Origin of the sequence: Marinomonas maritima (assembly GCF_024435075.2) — a bacterium.
Taxonomy (GTDB): domain Bacteria; phylum Pseudomonadota; class Gammaproteobacteria; order Pseudomonadales; family Marinomonadaceae; genus Marinomonas; species Marinomonas maritima.
This window is the reverse complement of the sequence record NZ_JAMZEG020000002.1, coordinates 1232075-1247298: the sequence shown is the minus strand read 5'-3', so window position 1 is coordinate 1247298 and position 15224 is coordinate 1232075. Positions and strand designations below refer to the sequence as shown.

The 15224-nt window shown below is 43.0% G+C and carries 17 protein-coding genes; 10 read left to right on the top strand and 7 right to left on the bottom strand.

The window, feature by feature from the left end; all coding sequences use genetic code 11:
* The first annotated feature begins 229 nt into the window (after positions 1-229).
* The 5 genes from M3I01_RS11910 (at position 230) to M3I01_RS11895 (ending at position 2349) form a co-directional block, all read left to right on the top strand.
* Positions 230-472, top strand: a complete 243-nt coding sequence (locus tag M3I01_RS11910; protein ID WP_255896071.1) for a MarR family winged helix-turn-helix transcriptional regulator — start codon at positions 230-232, stop codon at positions 470-472.
* A 138-nt stretch (positions 473-610) separates the two neighbouring features.
* Positions 611-988 (top strand): MmcQ/YjbR family DNA-binding protein, encoded by a 378-nt coding sequence (locus M3I01_RS11905; protein ID WP_112139555.1) that lies wholly within the window; start codon positions 611-613, stop codon positions 986-988.
* A gap of 116 nt (positions 989-1104) precedes the next feature.
* A complete protein-coding gene (locus M3I01_RS11900) occupies positions 1105-1338 on the top strand; it encodes a ribbon-helix-helix domain-containing protein (RefSeq protein WP_255896070.1) in 234 nt (77 codons plus the stop codon).
* On the top strand, positions 1325-1588 hold the full coding sequence (locus tag M3I01_RS18585) for a type II toxin-antitoxin system RelE family toxin (protein WP_394358976.1): 264 nt from the start codon (positions 1325-1327) through the stop codon (positions 1586-1588). Before M3I01_RS11900 ends, M3I01_RS18585 begins: the two co-directional genes overlap by 14 nt.
* 257 nt (positions 1589-1845) lie before the next feature.
* On the top strand, positions 1846-2349 hold the full coding sequence (locus M3I01_RS11895) for a DinB family protein (RefSeq protein WP_255896069.1): 504 nt from the start codon (positions 1846-1848) through the stop codon (positions 2347-2349).
* A gap of 141 nt (positions 2350-2490) precedes the next feature.
* Here M3I01_RS11895 and M3I01_RS11890 read toward each other — a convergent pair whose 3' ends face one another.
* The gene (locus M3I01_RS11890) at positions 2491-2733 is read right to left on the bottom strand and encodes a DUF1127 domain-containing protein (protein ID WP_255896068.1); all 243 of its coding nucleotides are present in this window, start codon (positions 2731-2733) and stop codon (positions 2491-2493) included.
* 130 nt (positions 2734-2863) lie between these two features.
* Here M3I01_RS11890 and M3I01_RS11885 point away from each other — a divergent pair, with 130 nt between their 5' ends.
* Entirely contained in the window at positions 2864-3817 is a 954-nt protein-coding gene (locus M3I01_RS11885; RefSeq protein WP_255896067.1) for a LysR substrate-binding domain-containing protein, read from the top strand.
* Here the strand turns inward: M3I01_RS11885 and M3I01_RS11880 are convergent.
* The gene (locus M3I01_RS11880) at positions 3814-4779 is read right to left on the bottom strand and encodes a GlxA family transcriptional regulator (protein WP_255896066.1); all 966 of its coding nucleotides are present in this window, start codon (positions 4777-4779) and stop codon (positions 3814-3816) included. The two genes, M3I01_RS11885 and M3I01_RS11880, sit on opposite strands and share 4 nt — an antisense overlap.
* An 88-nt stretch (positions 4780-4867) precedes the next feature.
* Here M3I01_RS11880 and M3I01_RS11875 point away from each other — a divergent pair, with 88 nt between their 5' ends.
* Positions 4868-5386: a cysteine hydrolase family protein gene (locus M3I01_RS11875; RefSeq protein ID WP_255896065.1), complete on the top strand. Its 519-nt coding sequence runs from the start codon at positions 4868-4870 to the stop codon at positions 5384-5386.
* A 151-nt stretch (positions 5387-5537) separates the two neighbouring features.
* Positions 5538-6875 (top strand): CDP-diacylglycerol--serine O-phosphatidyltransferase, encoded by a 1338-nt coding sequence (gene pssA / locus M3I01_RS11870; protein WP_255896064.1) that lies wholly within the window; start codon positions 5538-5540, stop codon positions 6873-6875.
* Between the two features lie 48 nt (positions 6876-6923).
* Here the strand turns inward: pssA and M3I01_RS11865 are convergent, their stop codons facing one another.
* The 3 genes from M3I01_RS11865 to M3I01_RS11855 form a co-directional block, all read right to left on the bottom strand.
* Entirely contained in the window at positions 6924-7703 is a 780-nt protein-coding gene (locus M3I01_RS11865) for a helix-turn-helix transcriptional regulator (RefSeq protein WP_275565088.1), read from the bottom strand.
* Positions 7704-7735: 32 nt separating this feature from the next.
* Complete coding sequence (locus M3I01_RS11860) at positions 7736-8269, bottom strand: YbhB/YbcL family Raf kinase inhibitor-like protein (protein ID WP_255896061.1); 534 nt, start codon at positions 8267-8269, stop codon at positions 7736-7738.
* 206 nt (positions 8270-8475) lie between these two features.
* A complete protein-coding gene (locus tag M3I01_RS11855; protein ID WP_255896060.1) occupies positions 8476-9750 on the bottom strand; it encodes an aromatic ring-hydroxylating oxygenase subunit alpha in 1275 nt (424 codons plus the stop codon).
* A 295-nt stretch (positions 9751-10045) separates the two neighbouring features.
* Between M3I01_RS11855 and M3I01_RS11850 the strand changes: the two genes are divergently transcribed.
* Positions 10046-11173, top strand: coding sequence for a hybrid-cluster NAD(P)-dependent oxidoreductase (locus M3I01_RS11850; RefSeq protein ID WP_255896059.1), 1128 nt, complete (start codon positions 10046-10048; stop codon positions 11171-11173).
* 388 nt (positions 11174-11561) lie between these two features.
* Complete coding sequence (gene gbdR, locus M3I01_RS11845; protein WP_275565087.1) at positions 11562-12680, top strand: choline metabolism transcriptional regulator GbdR; 1119 nt, start codon at positions 11562-11564, stop codon at positions 12678-12680.
* A gap of 95 nt (positions 12681-12775) precedes the next feature.
* Here the strand turns inward: gbdR and M3I01_RS11840 are convergent, their stop codons facing one another.
* Both M3I01_RS11840 and M3I01_RS11835 read right to left on the bottom strand, forming a co-directional pair.
* Positions 12776-14203: an ArnT family glycosyltransferase gene (locus tag M3I01_RS11840; protein ID WP_255896058.1), complete on the bottom strand. Its 1428-nt coding sequence runs from the start codon at positions 14201-14203 to the stop codon at positions 12776-12778.
* Complete coding sequence (locus M3I01_RS11835; RefSeq protein ID WP_255896057.1) at positions 14203-15213, bottom strand: glycosyltransferase family 2 protein; 1011 nt, start codon at positions 15211-15213, stop codon at positions 14203-14205. The genes M3I01_RS11840 and M3I01_RS11835 overlap by 1 nt, the downstream gene beginning before the upstream one ends.
* Positions 15214-15224 lie beyond the last annotated feature (11 nt).

Sequence of the window (15224 nt, the reverse complement as noted above, 5' to 3'; positions counted from 1 at the left end):
GGTGGATCAATATTCTGAGCCAAGGCGATTTGTTTCCTAAAGGTGAGTCTCCAGAGGTGTTGGGGAGTTTGCCTATTGCGCGAGTACGTTTTGTCGCAGACAAAAAATGGCAGCCCCATTATTTGCTTATATCCTTGGGCGTCGTTCGACCAAAGAGCCTTATGATATGAGCAAAACCGTTGCCGTTACGACGAGGGAGAAACCATTCAAATGCTAGGTCGTTTGGGATATGCTGCATCTGTTGCAAAAAAAACCAATGGACTTGGCCCGTGCTTTTCAAGTTCCGAAAACCAGTATGTTGCATACTTTGGCCGACCTTGAGAAACGAGGCTTAATCCGAATGGAATCTAACCCTGATGATGGGCGAGGTAAGTTGGTGCGTTTAACAGACTCTGGTCAAGTTGTGCGTAATCGAGCGATACAAGATATCGCCCCAGATATGGCCAGTATTATCCCTCAATTTGGCTTATGAGGATGCTCAGGCAGCGTTACCTTTTTTACGTAAACTGAGAGCCGTGTTAGACAAAGCGCGTGATAAATAGATCACACAATGTTGATAGTTAAATTTAGAGCTTCGCGCTAACTTCAAATGACTTAGGTGGATACGCTAATGACCTACGATGAATTTAATCAGTTCTGTGGCGCTTTGCCTGCGACGACGTCAGTTGTTCAGTGGGGAGGTGCTCAAGTCTGGAAGGTGGGCGGTAAAGTGTTTGCTGTAGGCGGCTGGAGCAAAGACAAGGTGCCTGCGTTTACGTTTAAAACATCGGAGCTGAACTACGATTTTTTAAGAAATAAAGAGGGTTATCGACCAGCGCCTTATCTCGCGTCACGCGGTATGAAGTGGATACAGCAGTTTGATGGCTCGGCGGATTTGGATGAAGAGTTAACGTATTATTTTCAAGAATCCTATCGCATTGTGTCGCTGGGTTTGACGAAGAAAAAACAAAAGGAATTGGGATTGAATCAGAATTTGTCAGCAGAATAGTGTTTTGCCTACCGTTTTAAAAAGGGTACAACCGTAATCAGACGTTGTTGAGTTTTGATGTTTTAACGCTATGGCGCTACAATGTTAGAACTCCAAAATAATCGTCGAGGTGCAACATGAGTAATTTATCAAAACGTTCAACTGTCTACTTTGAACCCGCTATCCATCAAGCGCTAAAAATGCGGGCGGCATCATCCGATGTTTCTATTTCTGAGCTAATTGATGAAGCAGTCCGTTTGCTTATGAGAGAAGATCAAGAAGACCTTGCTGCCATATCAGAACGAGTAAATGAGCCAGAAGTGACTTATGAAGTCTTTCTAAATGAGCTGAAAGCTAATGGCACAATATAAAATTTCTTTTAAGAAGTCAGTAGGCAAAGATTTTAAGAATATTCCTAAAAAAGACGTACCCAAAATACTTCAAAAGATCGAAAGTCTTGCAGACAATCCAAGAGCAGAAGGTTGCATCAAGCTATCGGGTTTAGATAACTATCGTGTAAGGCAAGGTTTATATCGGATCATCTATGAGATAAGGGACGATGTATTGATCATAAATGTGATTAAAGTCGCACATAGATCTTCAGTGTATAAAAACAATTAGTCTCGCTCTTGGCGTTCACTTTGCTCGACATCAACCACCAAAATACCTTTTGTACCAACTCACCCGTAGGTCTGCATGAGGGAGACACGACCGTAATCAGGCATTGTTCGAGACTCGAAGGCTTAAAGCATGATTGTCTCATGACAGGGACTTATTCGCATATTCTCTAGGCAACCTAGGCGACTCCACCGTATAACCCTTAATAGTTAGGTGCTGGTCAATTTTGGCAGATTTCAAATAATATAAATGGAGAAAAAATGCAGTTTGCTAAGGCGTTTCAATACAAAAAGTGGGCAAATAATGAGTTGCTTGACCTAGGAGAGCAGCAGTTTTCAAAACTTCCAGAAAGTGACGGTACATTTTTTATCAGAATCTTAAATCATACAACGGTTGTTGATAGTCTCTTTATCAGCCGAATTTTAGGAGAGCCTGAAAATTATAGTGGCGATAATACGATGGAGACTCCAGCGTTATTGGAGCTACGCGAAACTATGAACCAAAATGACTCTTGGTTAGTTCATTATGCTGAATCAGCATCTGAGCAAGAACTAAAAAGGATTGTTTCATTTAAGTTTGTCGATGGCGATACAGGTCAGTTGTCAGTCGAAGAAATACTGATCCATTTACTAACTCATGGTAGTAATCATCGAGGTATGGCATCTAGAACGTTGGCTGTAAATAGTTTAGAGCGCCCAAAAGACACATTTACGCGATATCTGCATCAAGCGGAGCCTTCAAGAAGATCAGGAACTAACATCTAATAAATGACTAAGAGTGGGAATATCAAATCAGCCGCTGCTAGAAGCTAGTCATATCGAGTGATTAGTTTTTTTTACAAACAACATTAAGCGTAACAAGGACACTCCCCAAAGTGCCCTTGTTTATCACACATTCTCCAATAATCACTTCCACAGAGACTTATTCACTTCATGATCCACGTCTGCGGCGGTTAGGCCGATGTCTTTGAGTTGTGCGTCGTCTAGGCGGCTCAATCTACTTCTTGTACGCCAGTTATGAGCTATTTTGGCTAGGCGTTGTTTCCATGTGTTTGTTTTTAGTTTAGCTAATGCGTTTTTACAGTTGTTAGCTATTTCAATTTGGCTGTTTTCGAGGTTGTTTATTTCTTCTGAAGTGCAGTTTTTCATGGTGTTATCCTTTTCTCTGTTAATTGGTTTGTTTGCTTTATGTACAAATAATCGGCTTTTAATTGCGGTGCGACAAACGAGAAAAAGTGTTTTATGGTTAAGAAAATCTTATTTATGAAAGGTGCTATTAATGTCTTCTAATCGTCTTTTGCCGCCACTGAAATCACTGCAAGCGTTTCGTTATGCTGCACAAAGCTTAAGTTTTAAGCAGGCGGCGGAGCATCTTTTTGTGACGCAAGCGGCGGTGAGTCAGCAAATTAAAACCTTGGAGCAATCGCTAGGAGTAGAACTGTTTGAGCGACACACTCGCCAAGTGGTGTTGACGTCGGAAGGACAATATTTGTTCGAGTACGTGGAGAAGGCGTTTGCATTATTAGAAGACGGAGTGAAAGGTGTAACCGAAGACCCTAATCCCAATACCTTGGTGATCAGTTCTGTGCCGTCTTTTTCGAGTCGCTGGCTGGTCTCAAGGTTGGGACGTTTTCAGGCACTAGAGCCAAACATAAACCTTCGGCTTAGCCCAAGTATTGGGTTATCGACCTTTATCGACAGTGATTTAGATGTGTGCATTCGCTTGGGACGAGGGCAGTACACAGGGTTGCAGTCGCAGCTTTTGTTTAAGGAATATTTGGTGCTCGTTTGCCATCCATCTTTGATCAATATGAATGAATCAGTGAAAGAGCAATTAATGAATATTCCTATCATTACGGATACAGGACCTGATGTGCAGCATGTGTGGCCAGTGTTACAGCGGTTTTTAGACCTTTACGATATGCCGATGAAATCGCATTTGCATGTGGCGGATTCGACGTCGTTGGTTGAAGCACTGTTGTCTCAACAAGGGCTTGCCATGATGCGTTATGGCTTGGTGTACGAGCTGATAGAAAAGGGTCAGTTGATTTGTCCGTTGCCCATTTATATGAAGTCACAATACGATTTTTATCTTGTGGCCCCGTCTCCTCATTTCAAATACCAAAAAGTGAAAGCCTTTAAACAATGGATTGAGCGCGAAGTGAAAGAGGTCGATTCCTCATGGCAAGCGTATTTAAAGAATAATCCTGAGATGGAAGAGGTGATCGTTTAGGTTTCTTTGCCTATTCCTGATGAAGACGCAAAGCGTTTTCGGAATTCGCTGGGTGTCAGCCCCATTATTTTTCTAAAGGTCTTTCGGCAGCTACCTGCATCGTCATAGCCAACGTTTAGGGCGATGCTTTCGAACGGCAGCGTTGTTTCTTCTAGGTCATTACACACCGCTTGTATACGAAGTCTCTGCATGTAGTCGGAGGGCTTCCAGTTAGTGTACTTATGGAACCGACGCAAGAAGGTGCGAGGCGTTAGGTGCGCAATGTTGGCAAGCTCGCTGATGCGATTAGTGTGTGAAAAGTGACGTTGTAAATAATGTTGTACCGCTAATATGGCTTTGTCGCCGTGGTTAAATCGTGGCATAAATTGTTGGTAATAGCTTTGCTCTCTTATTCCAGTGTCCATAACTAATGTTTTTCCGAGTTGCCGCACAATGCTGGCTTGAGTAAAGCGCTGGATGAGCGCCACCCCCAAGTCCATCCAAGACATCATGCCGCCAGCGCTGATTATATCGCCTTGATCGATTAAAATTTTCGACGCATCTAGTGCTTGCTTAGGGAAGCGCTGTTTGAAGGTTTCCGCTAATCCCCAATGGGTTGTTAAACACCGATGTTGTGCAGCGTTGGTGGCGGCGAGAAAGAATGCGCCAGCGCAGGCGCTAGACAGGATCGCTCCATTCTTATGTTGTACGTTTAACCAATTTATCAGAATAGGGCAGTCGGATTCGTATACGCTTTTTTCCATACTGGGCGGGATCAAAACGGCGTGGTAATGCTTGCCGCTATTTAGTGCGTCTAAAGTCAGTATGTCGGTGTCGATTCTAATTGGTAGCGAAGATTCGAGACATAATCGATTGGTCAGAGAGAACATTTCGTCAAAGCCATGCACGGCAGAAAGTAGGCTATTTGGGTATTGAATGATGGCGAATTGATAGGTAATCATAGAAGATTTCAAATTTGTCACTATAGGACTCTAATATGGCAAATTTGCCACTTAGCTGGAAGTGTTTTTATGAACATAATGTATTTTCATCTTACCGAAGGAGAAAATAATGAAACGCACGGCCTTATTAGTGATTGACCCACAAAACGATTATTTTGAAGATGGGCTTTTTCCTCTGTGGAATACGCAAGAAATTTTGGACAATATTTTGAAGGTGATAACGCTCGCGCAAGCGAATGACATGCCGATTATATTCATTCAACATGTTGCCGATACTTCGCAGGGAATGTCACCATTTTTCAATCCTGGAACAATGGGCGTTGAGATTCATCCGCAAATTCTCGCGTTAGCGCCCAATGCGACCGTTGTCGTGAAGCACTTTGCCGATGCTTTTGAGCAGACGGAACTTAACGCTGTTTTGTCATCGTTAAAGGTAGAGCGATTACTCTTATGCGGCATGATGACGCAAAACTGTGTCACGCATACGGCGATTTCAAAAGCGGCTGAAGAGTGCGATGTAAAAGTGATAGGCGAGGCCTGCACAACTCGGGAAGAAATGCTGCATTTGATTGCTCTAAATGCAATCTCTAACCGTGTGCCGTGTGTTTCAATAAAAGCGTCTTTTTAGTCTAGAGACCTTAATATAAAGAGCGGGGCTATGATGTTAGTTCTGCTCTTTGTTATAAAATAGTTAAAGGTAGGAGATTCTTTTATAGGATAAAAAACGGCGAATTTGTTACAGTCTGTCGTTAGTTAAAAATAAGGTGCACTTTTGTATTATGCCCATCAAACAATCATTCGGTTCATTGCCTACTTTTGCGATTGACCCAGACCAATTTCATGTTCTTCAATCCGCTCTTAATTTTCGTGAATCTCTCCTAAAAGCGATTAACAATGCGACAGTAAGAATCTATTTAGTCTCACTTTATCTTGAAGATGATGAGGCTGGAAGAGAAGTGCTTACGGCAGCCTATGAAGCTAAGCAGCGTAACCCTCATTTAGATATTGCCATTTGTGTGGACTGGCATCGAGCTCAGCGTGGCTTGATTGGCGCGGAAAAAAGCGCAGGCAATGCCGCTATGTATCAAGATTTTGCCCAAAAATACACTCATTCGATTCCTGTTTATGGGGTTCCTGTCCGTAACCGTGAAGTCTTTGGTGTGCTGCATTTGAAGGGATTTATCATCGACGATACAGTGATTTACAGCGGCGCCAGTTTAAACAATATTTATCTTCATTATCAGGATCGCTATCGGTTCGATCGTTACCATGTTATTAGGCATACCGAACTGGCTAACAGCATGACTGAATTTATATGCGACAGTATGATCCACCATTCTGCCGTACAGAATTTGTCTCAGACGAATCTCCCTACGACAAAAGAATTAAAACCCGCCATTCGACAGTTTCGAGCGTCATTGGCCAAAGCGTCTTATCATGTTGAACATCAGTTTGTTGATCACCAGCATGTGGCGGTGACGCCTTTGGTTGGCATTGGTAAACGACAAAATCTTCTTAACCAACAAATTACGGCCATGTTGGCATCGGCAAAAGAAGACATCATATTGTGTACGCCTTACTTCAATTTTCCTAAAGTGGTGTTAAGAGAAGTGAAGCGAGCGATGAAGCGCGGCGTTAACGTCAAAATTATTGTGGGTGACAAAACGGCGAATGATTTTTACCTTCCACCTGATAAGCCGGTAAAGGCGATTGGTGGTTTGCCTTATTTGTATGAAATGAACCTACGTAAGTTTTTTGTGTTTAATGAAGGTTACGCCGCTTTAGGTCGATTATCGGTGCACTTATGGAAACACGATAGCAACAGTTATCACTTGAAAGGGCTGTGGGTAGACCATCGTAGGATGCTGTTAACCGGAAATAATGTGAATCCAAGAGCATGGGCACTGGATTTAGAAAATGGCTTGTTGATTGATGATCCAAATAAACACTTAGACGCCAAATTTACAGCCGAGTTTGATAACATTTTTGAGCATACACAACGTATTGCTTCTTCTAGCGAGCTTGACGTATTGCAAGATTATCCTTTAAAGGTTCAGAAATTATTAAAAAGAGTGATACGAATTAGAGCGGATCGATTACTAAAACGGATTTTATAAACATCGACTGACTCGTGAGTTAGGCAAGTGAACTGATACTCTGTGATTCTATTTCACTAATGTTTTGAAATATTGTTTTGGGCTAATGCCAAATCGTTGGTTAAAGCGTTGGCTAAATCGCTCTTGCGATTGATAGCCGCACCGTAGCGCTATGTCTACTTGCTGGCTATTTCCTTGTTGCATCAGGTTGAGCGCATGATTCATTCTTACCTGAGTCAAAATTTCTCTGAATTGTGTGTTTTCTTTTTTCAAACGGCGAATGAGCGTTGCCCTACTGATGGAGAAGTAGTCTGCTACCTCATTTAATTGATAATCCTGTCCCGGCTCTTGGGTTAAGTATTCACTGAGCTTTTGACTAAAAGATGTTGTGTGGCTTGAGAAGAGGTGGTGTAGCCTTCCTTCTTCAGCCAGCTGTTGATAGAACCCATAAAGCCAAAGTTCTTGAGTGTTGTCGCTTAGTTCGTCCCAATGGAGCTTTGAAAAAACGTCTAGGGTTTTAAAGAGACTTTTTGATGGGTTATAAAGCGGAAAGTAAGTGCTGTTTTCAATGGTGACACTTAACGTTAGCATTGTTTCAGGGGGCACTAAGTTGAAGCTAAACTGTATGGTTGCAAATCGTGATCGCTCCGGTTTATTTTCAAATGTAAGTGTTTGATGTGCGCGAGTCAGTAATAAATTTGATGAATTCAGTGTCAATTCACTGTCTTGCCAAAACAATTGTTTATGTCCAGATTGAATCCAAAAAATACTAGGGGAATGAATGGCAACGTTACGTAATCGTTGAGTGTGCCGATTATACATGCGGTTAATCTGAATTGCGTTTGCCATTCTTTCCCTTAGATTGTATCGGTTGGCCAGTATTAGCGGTTGTAGGTGGCTGTCAGTTTGGCCGTATCAATGGCCATACTATTTAAAGTGTAACCTGCTATTGCCGCTGAAACTTTATCGTTTAAGTCTAGCTTCTCTACAGGTAATGCCCAAACAGTAAACTGATAGCGATGCATACCATGTCCTACAGGCGGACAGGCGCCACCAAAACCAATGCTGCCATAATCAGAGGCTAATTCTGTAGCGCCCATTGATTGAAGATCTGCACCACGCTCAAATGACGCAATGTTAGCGGGAATATTAAAACTTACCCAGTGCCACCAACCACTGCCTGTCGGTGCATCAGGATCGTATGCCGTGATTGCAAAACTTTTTGTGCCCGCTGGAATATTGGACCAAGTTAGTTGCGGTGATACGTTTTCACCATCACAGCCAAAACCTGAAAATTCAAATGTTTTTGCCATCTTTTGGCCTTCTTGTATATCTGTACTGGTTAGTTCAAAACCAACGCTGTTTGCGGAGACAATCGTACTTGCTGTTAGGGCCAGTATTTGTATTGCTTTCATATCAAAGTCCTCATTGGTAACTATAAAAATGATTTAAGTAATCACGTTCTATAGTAATGACGAGGCAATAGTGTATCTTGACAGTTGGTATCAATAATGAATTTTATTGTTCGATTTTTGATACTATCTGTATTATTGAAGGGAATCTAACAAAAAAGCGAACTCTAATATAGAGTTCGCTTTTTTTATACCCAATCGGAGTTGAGCTATTTGGCTTTTATGTTTTTTTGCACGGTATTCGAATACCAATTTAAAAAGTTGATCACACCAAATTCAAAGGTTTCTGAGTACGGTCCTGGACGGTAGCCGATTGAGTTGATACCAAGCTGGTTGCGTTCACCGAGTACCTTGTCTTGCTCGTTGGTGGCATCCCATACTTTACGTAGGTTCTCCGGATCATAGTCGACACCTTCTACCGCGTCTTTATGCACGAACCATTTAGTGGTGACAATGCTTTCTTGAGCGGAAACAGGCAACACTCGAAAGACAATAAAGTGGTCCGATTGCATGTGGTTCCAAGAGTTCGGTAGATGCAAAATTCGCATTGAGCCCAGTTCATGATTTTTGATACGCCCAAGCATTTTCTTGCTGGCTTCTGCGCCATCAATGGTCATGACCTTGGTGCCTTTTTTCAAGGGCATGCGCACGATGCGATTGCGCTGTACTGAACCGAAGCTGCGAAGTTTGTGTGGAATGCCTTCTGCATCCCATTGAGCTGATTGCGCTGCGTAATGATCGTGGAAGTCTTGTGGTGCGCGCGGGTCGTCCGTGTCGTCCCATTCCAATAATGTATTGAGTAGCTCTGGGTGGCTGGCCGAACAGTGGTAACATTCACGATTGTTTTCTAGCACCAATTTCCAGTTAGCACGTTCGTACATGGTAGATTCAATGGCTAATTTGGTATTTTCAACATCATAAGGTTCCATATAGGCTTCTAATGTTTCTAGAAACTCATCGAACTCATCTTCTGGTGCCGTTTTGCCTAAACAAACAAAAATAAACCCACCAGCCGATTTGCAAAAAGCGGATCTCAAGCCATGTTCTTTCAAGTTGAAATCTTTGTTCATTTCTGTGCCAGCGAACAGCAGATTACCTTTTAAGTCATATGTCCACTGGTGATAAGGGCAAACTAGATTAGCGACTTTGCCTCTGTGTTCGGTACAAATAACCGATCCACGATGAGAGCAGGTGTTATGAAAGGCGTTGATGTTGCCTTCTGCATCACGCACCACTAAAACGGGGTTTTGCCCAATTTCTACCGTGAGGTAATCGCCTTTTTTTGGGATTTCACTGGTCATGCCAACAAAAAGCCATTCTTTTTGAAAGACTTCTTCCATGTCGACTCTGAACATGTGTGGGTCGTTATAAAGTGCCGCATCAAGTGAATAGTTGCTAGAACGTTTTTCTAGCAAGTCAGCCATGGCGGTTTTCGCTTCACCTATTGAGGTGTGGCGTGCATTGAGTAGATCGTGTTGATTCATCTTTCTGGGCCTTACTGACAAAAAGATTGATGGACTGGTCTTGCCGCGTTTTCATCGTACTGGCTTTGGTTATTTGAACCTTAGTAGTACGAGCTTATAGTCGCTTAAAAAGATAGGCCGATAATGACCATTCACGACACGCGGTGATACATAAATCGACTCGTAATCGCTTGAATTCTCTAGGCTTGACTGCCATGAGCAATAAATTGTCGCTCAGAGTTAACTTGCATTGATCAACTGGATCCAAAATGGCGCAAATACGGTGCAATAACTACTTTAATTGAGAGACTTCAATATGACTGATTCAACTTCAACCGGTGCTAACTCCGACTACTTTGCCCCCGTTAATACACAGACTTGGGTAAACGGTCGTCATAACGTACGTTGTGTGAAAGTGATTCATGAAACGTGGGACGTGAAAACTTTTTGTTTTATGGCACAGCAACCCGTGATGTTCTTCTTTAAACCGGGTCAGTTTGTCACTTTGGAGTTGGAGATTGAAGGCCAGCAGGTGATGCGGTCTTATACCATATCTAGCTCGCCCTCTGTGCCTTACAGTTTTTCTATTACCGTTAAGCGTGTACCGGGTGGGGAAGTGTCGAATTGGCTGCATGACAACATGGCAATAGGCGCTGAGCTTGCTGTGTATGGGCCAGTAGGACAATTTAATTGCATCGACTTTCCTGCCGAGAAGGTACTGTTTCTGTCTGGTGGTGTGGGTATTACCCCCTTGATGTCGATGTCTCGTTGGTTATTTGATACGAATGCTGAAGTGGATATTACGTTCATACACAGTGCTCGTTCGCCTCGTGATGTGATTTATCCGCGTGAGTTGGATCACATGGCGGCACGTTTGGATAACTTCGGGCTGTATTTAATTGTTGAGCGAATGGAAAACGGTTTGCCTTGGCAGGGGTATCGAGGCTATCTGGATGAATCTAAGTTGGAAATGATTTCACCAGACTTTATGGAAAGAGAGATTTTTTGTTGTGGTCCCGCGCCTTACATGAAAGCAGTTAAAAACCTTCTCATGGCGAGAGGGTTTGATATGTCGCATTATCATGAAGAGTCCTTTGGTGAGACGCCAGCGGCTGCGGTAGAAGATGCGAAGGAACAAGCGGAAGTTGCGCAAGCGGAAGCTGACGCGGTTAATCAAGAAGACTTGCTTAGAATTGATTTTTTGAACAGTGGTAAAAGTATTCAAGTGATGGCAGGAGAGACCTTGCATAATGCCGCTGCGAAGTTGGATTTAATGATTCCAAAAGCTTGTGGTATGGGGATTTGCGGCACGTGTAAAGTGCTAGTAAAAGAAGGTCAAACACAGATGGATCATAACGGTGGGATTACTGAGGAAGACATTGAAGCTGGTTATGTTTTATCGTGTTGTACCGTGCCTAAGTCTGACGTTGTGTTGGAATATTAAGACTTTTAGACGGCGACGAAATTTGCCAGACTAATATGGAAAATAGACTCGAATTGCTTATTTATAGCTTGTAAGTGCCGAATTCTTGTCTGTTTTTACTTCGTTCGTAATGTGGTGTGAAAGGACTTATTGGTTTTTTATTAAATAAGCGTTCAATAAAAGCGCAATCTTGGTCTATATTAGTGCATGGTATTGTGTTTTTATGTGCTAGTTCCACCAAGTGTTATGAGGTTATATTTATTGTGAAACATAACACTTCAGTTGTAGCGCTTGGATGAAGAATGTAATACCTATAGTTTTGAGTTTCCTTAAAAATAAAAAAGTGTTCGTTTAAACATGGTCTAAATTTTGCCTGTGATAATGAAAGCACACATATGAGGGCATTAATATGGTAACTGCAAGTGGTTCTACCCTGGCTTTTGATGCTAAAAGCACCACAAAAGTAGGTTTTTTGTTGCTTGATCATTTTACGATGATCTCATTAGCCTCTTCGATTGAACCACTGCGTATGGCCAACCAGCTGTCTGCAGAAGAACTCTATAGTTGGAGTTTGATTTCTGAAAATGGCCAACCTGTAATGGCCAGCGATGGTTTGAGTTTAACACCCGACTTCTCTATGGAAGACAGTACAGGCTTTGACCTGATTATTGTGGCGGGTGGTGTCGACATAACTCGTACGTTTAATGCGAAACAGGTCTCTTGGTTGATGAGGCAATCCCGTAAAGGCGTGCGACTTGGAGGGATTTGTACCGGTGCTTACGTACTGGCCTACGCAGGCTTGTTAAATGGTTATCAATGCAGTGTGCATTGGGAATGCCTAACCGCCTTGCAAGAAACCTTTCCTAAAGTGAACTGTAATAATAAGCTGTTTTCTATTGATAAAGACCGCCTTACCTCATCCGGCGGCAGTGCGCCGATGGACATGTTTTTAAACATGATGACCAAGCAGCACGGTCCTAAATTATCCAACGCTATTTCCGATATGTTTATTTGTGATCGCATCCGTAATGAATCGGATCAGCAGCGTATGCCGATGCGTCAATTCAATAGTATTGGTATGTGCACGCCAAAACTGGTCGATGTGATCGAATTGATGGAAAATAACCTAGAAGAACCTATTGAGCTGGATGAATTAGCTACTTTTGTTGATGTTTCTCGTCGTCAAATTGAGCGTATGTTTCATCGTCATTTGGATTGTTCACCTTCACGATATTATTTACGTTTGAGACTGGAAAGAGCGCGTAAGTTACTTAAGCAGTCCAATATGTCTATTGTCGAAATCTCGATGGCGTGTGGGTTTATTTCTACGCCGCACTTTAGTCGCTGTTATCGCAAGCATATTGGTGTGTCGCCTCGTGACGAACGAAAAACCGCTTGGAAAGCGGAAGAGATGGTTGCTGTCGTAATGGTGGGTGAAACTCCTCCGATTGTGTATATGCCGCACTCCCAAGACGCATTGAGCCATTCCCACACTGAACCGAGTTATGGTTCTGTTGTTGTGTTATAAAAATTGATTGTCTATCAGTAATGCTTAGACAGTAAAAGAAGGGCTTTTTTAAGGCCCTTTTTTTTATCTACAATCTTTGGCATTTTAAAAAACACTTAGTTATGTTGGCAAAACAACAATGTTTCTTTTTTCGCTTCTTCTCTTACGTCGCATGACCAACCGGAGTAGGCCGTATGGTCATTTGTAGACTGAACAATAAAGAAGGCCTTGGTTTGTGATGGTAACCACGCATCCAATTTTGTCGAGCGTTGTTTTGCTTTTCCTGATGAATAATATTGGCCAGAAAAGGGGCGTTTATGCAGGTAAAACAAATCACTTTCTGTGGCTTCCGGCTGTTGTTTCCAAATGGCCAGTATTTTGTCTTCTGAGCGCTTTGGAACTAAATCAAAGTGCAACACACTCACCATAATAATGAGCAAAAGAGGTGTAATGAAACCGATTTTGTATAACCACGTTGGTAATGGTCTTTGGTTGTGCAGGTGAGCCAACAATAGTGCTGTTGCAGGCAGTGCTGGCATAACGTAGCTTGCTAAAATGTTACCAGAGAAACTGAACAGCAACATAGGCGCCAGCATCCATAATAGGAGGAAACTACCAAAACCATCGGCGCTTTCTTCTGTGTCTTTGTCTTCTTTTATAGAGCGAAACCATTGCCATATCAGCAGAGGGCTCCAAGGAAGCATGGAAATAAACGCGTACACCCAAATGGTTCCGCGCGCTCTTTCATGAGCGCTGCCATATAAGTCACCTTGCCAACCGCTAACGATGAAGCGTTTGATGTGCTCACCGATGATAAAGTAATCTAGAAATCCAGGTGTTTTGTATTCTGCAATGGCATACCAAGGCATGGCAATCGCGAGAAAAATCAATGTGCCATAAGCCCAAGGGAGCGTGTGCCATAGTTTTTTCCAACGTCCATTTGGAAGTATCCAAACGGTTAAGCTAATACCAATCAAAACGATCGCCAGTGGCCCTTTTGACATCATTCCTAATGCTAATCCGACGAAAAACAAATAACCCCACAGCTTGCCTTTGTTGTTCCATGCTTGCCAAAAACTGATCATGCTTAACGCGATGGAAAAGGTCAAAGCGGTGTCTGTCATGACGGCGCCGCTCAATATAATGAAAGAGACGGTGGACGCTAAAATGCTGGCTGAAAATAATCCCATTGCGGAGGATTGGAAATGATCCTTTGCCAGTGTGTAAACCAACCAAACCACACCTGCACCAATGATGAGGTGCGGTACGCGTGCGGCAAATTCATTCACGCCAAAGAGGCTGAATCCTAAACTGCTTAGCCAGGTGAAAATAGGCGGCTTTCCCCAAAACGGCACGTTATAGTCGAACATAGGCGTGATCCAGTTACCTGTCTCAAACATGATTCGAGCCATTTCGCCGTATCTCGCTTCGGTGGTGTCCATCAATGGGTACAGTGACAAAGAAATAAAGCGTAATGCTAAGCAGCTGACGAGTAAGGTCAGTAATGTCTTAACGGAAGGCAGCATAAGGGATGTTTTATTCATTATTCAGGGCCCGAGTATTGAAAAGTGGGTTTTGTCATGGCGTCTTCCATTAATACGTATAAAGGCCTTTGCTTTGATTCAATGAACAAACGACCAACGTATTCGCCAAGTACGCCAATGGATAAAAGCTGTATTCCGCCTAAAAATAAGACGATTAAAATCGTGGAAGGGTAGCCGGCGACTGGGTCACCCCAAACAAGGGTTTTGGTGAAAATGACGATGGCCATGGTGAAGGCAATGAAGGACGTTATTGCGCCTGCTGTTGTTGCCCAGCGCAAAGGCTTGGTACTGAATGACGTAATGCCTTCTAATGCCAAGTGTATGAGTTTTGGGTAATTCCATTTGGTGTTGCCTGCCAGTCGAGCATCTCGGTCAAATGAAAGAATGGTTCGAGTAAACCCCGGCCACGCTAACAAGCCTTTCATAAAACGAGTTCGTTCTGGCAGTGTATTGATCACGTTAACCACTTTTTGATCCATTAAACGAAAGTCCCCGACATTCTCGGTAATCGGGTAGTCGCTCATTTGTGACATAAAGCGATAAAAGCAATGTGCTGTGGTGCGTTTTAACCAGCTCTCTCCGTGACGCTCGCGGCGTTGCATTTCAACGACTTGGGCGCCGTTTTGCCATGCTTTTACCATCTCAGGAATGTATTCCGGTGGATCTTGTAAGTCCGCATCGAGCAAAATAACACAGCGTCCTGATGCGGCTTTCATGCCCGCGCTCATGGCGGCTTCTTTGCCGAAATTACGGCTTAGGCGTAAACAACGGACTTGATGCAATGGGTGTTGGAACTGACTGACCAATGTCCAACTGTCGTCTTGACTGCCATCATCGATATAGAGAATTTCGCAGTGTTGATGAAGTGTATTTAGCGCTTCGCACACTCTTTGGTGGCACACTGCAAGGACATCCGCTTCATTTAGAAAAGGGATAATGACAGTCACCAAAGCTTGCTTTTTCACTTCAATTTTTGGTTGCGCATAGTGTCTGTATGAAATGGCGCTCATTGGTCTCTCCT

Bases quoted from the DNA above. Each gene is read 5' to 3' on its own strand.
- M3I01_RS11910 (WP_255896071.1), top strand. From the start codon at position 230: ATGCTGCATCTGTTGCAAAAAAAACCAATGGACTTGGCCCGTGCTTTT.
- M3I01_RS11905 (WP_112139555.1), top strand. From the start codon at position 611: ATGACCTACGATGAATTTAATCAGTTCTGTGGCGCTTTGCCTGCGACG.
- M3I01_RS11900 (WP_255896070.1), top strand. From the start codon at position 1,105: ATGAGTAATTTATCAAAACGTTCAACTGTCTACTTTGAACCCGCTATC.
- M3I01_RS18585 (WP_394358976.1), top strand. From the start codon at position 1,325: ATGGCACAATATAAAATTTCTTTTAAGAAGTCAGTAGGCAAAGATTTT.
- M3I01_RS11895 (WP_255896069.1), top strand. From the start codon at position 1,846: ATGCAGTTTGCTAAGGCGTTTCAATACAAAAAGTGGGCAAATAATGAG.
- M3I01_RS11890 (WP_255896068.1), bottom strand. From the start codon at position 2,733: ATGAAAAACTGCACTTCAGAAGAAATAAACAACCTCGAAAACAGCCAA.
- M3I01_RS11885 (WP_255896067.1), top strand. From the start codon at position 2,864: ATGTCTTCTAATCGTCTTTTGCCGCCACTGAAATCACTGCAAGCGTTT.
- M3I01_RS11875 (WP_255896065.1), top strand. From the start codon at position 4,868: ATGAAACGCACGGCCTTATTAGTGATTGACCCACAAAACGATTATTTT.
- pssA (WP_255896064.1), top strand. From the start codon at position 5,538: ATGCCCATCAAACAATCATTCGGTTCATTGCCTACTTTTGCGATTGAC.
- M3I01_RS11865 (WP_275565088.1), bottom strand. From the start codon at position 7,703: ATGGCAAACGCAATTCAGATTAACCGCATGTATAATCGGCACACTCAA.
- M3I01_RS11860 (WP_255896061.1), bottom strand. From the start codon at position 8,269: ATGAAAGCAATACAAATACTGGCCCTAACAGCAAGTACGATTGTCTCC.
- M3I01_RS11855 (WP_255896060.1), bottom strand. From the start codon at position 9,750: ATGAATCAACACGATCTACTCAATGCACGCCACACCTCAATAGGTGAA.
- M3I01_RS11850 (WP_255896059.1), top strand. From the start codon at position 10,046: ATGACTGATTCAACTTCAACCGGTGCTAACTCCGACTACTTTGCCCCC.
- gbdR (WP_275565087.1), top strand. From the start codon at position 11,562: ATGGTAACTGCAAGTGGTTCTACCCTGGCTTTTGATGCTAAAAGCACC.
- M3I01_RS11840 (WP_255896058.1), bottom strand. From the start codon at position 14,203: ATGAATAAAACATCCCTTATGCTGCCTTCCGTTAAGACATTACTGACC.
- M3I01_RS11835 (WP_255896057.1), bottom strand. From the start codon at position 15,213: ATGAGCGCCATTTCATACAGACACTATGCGCAACCAAAAATTGAAGTG.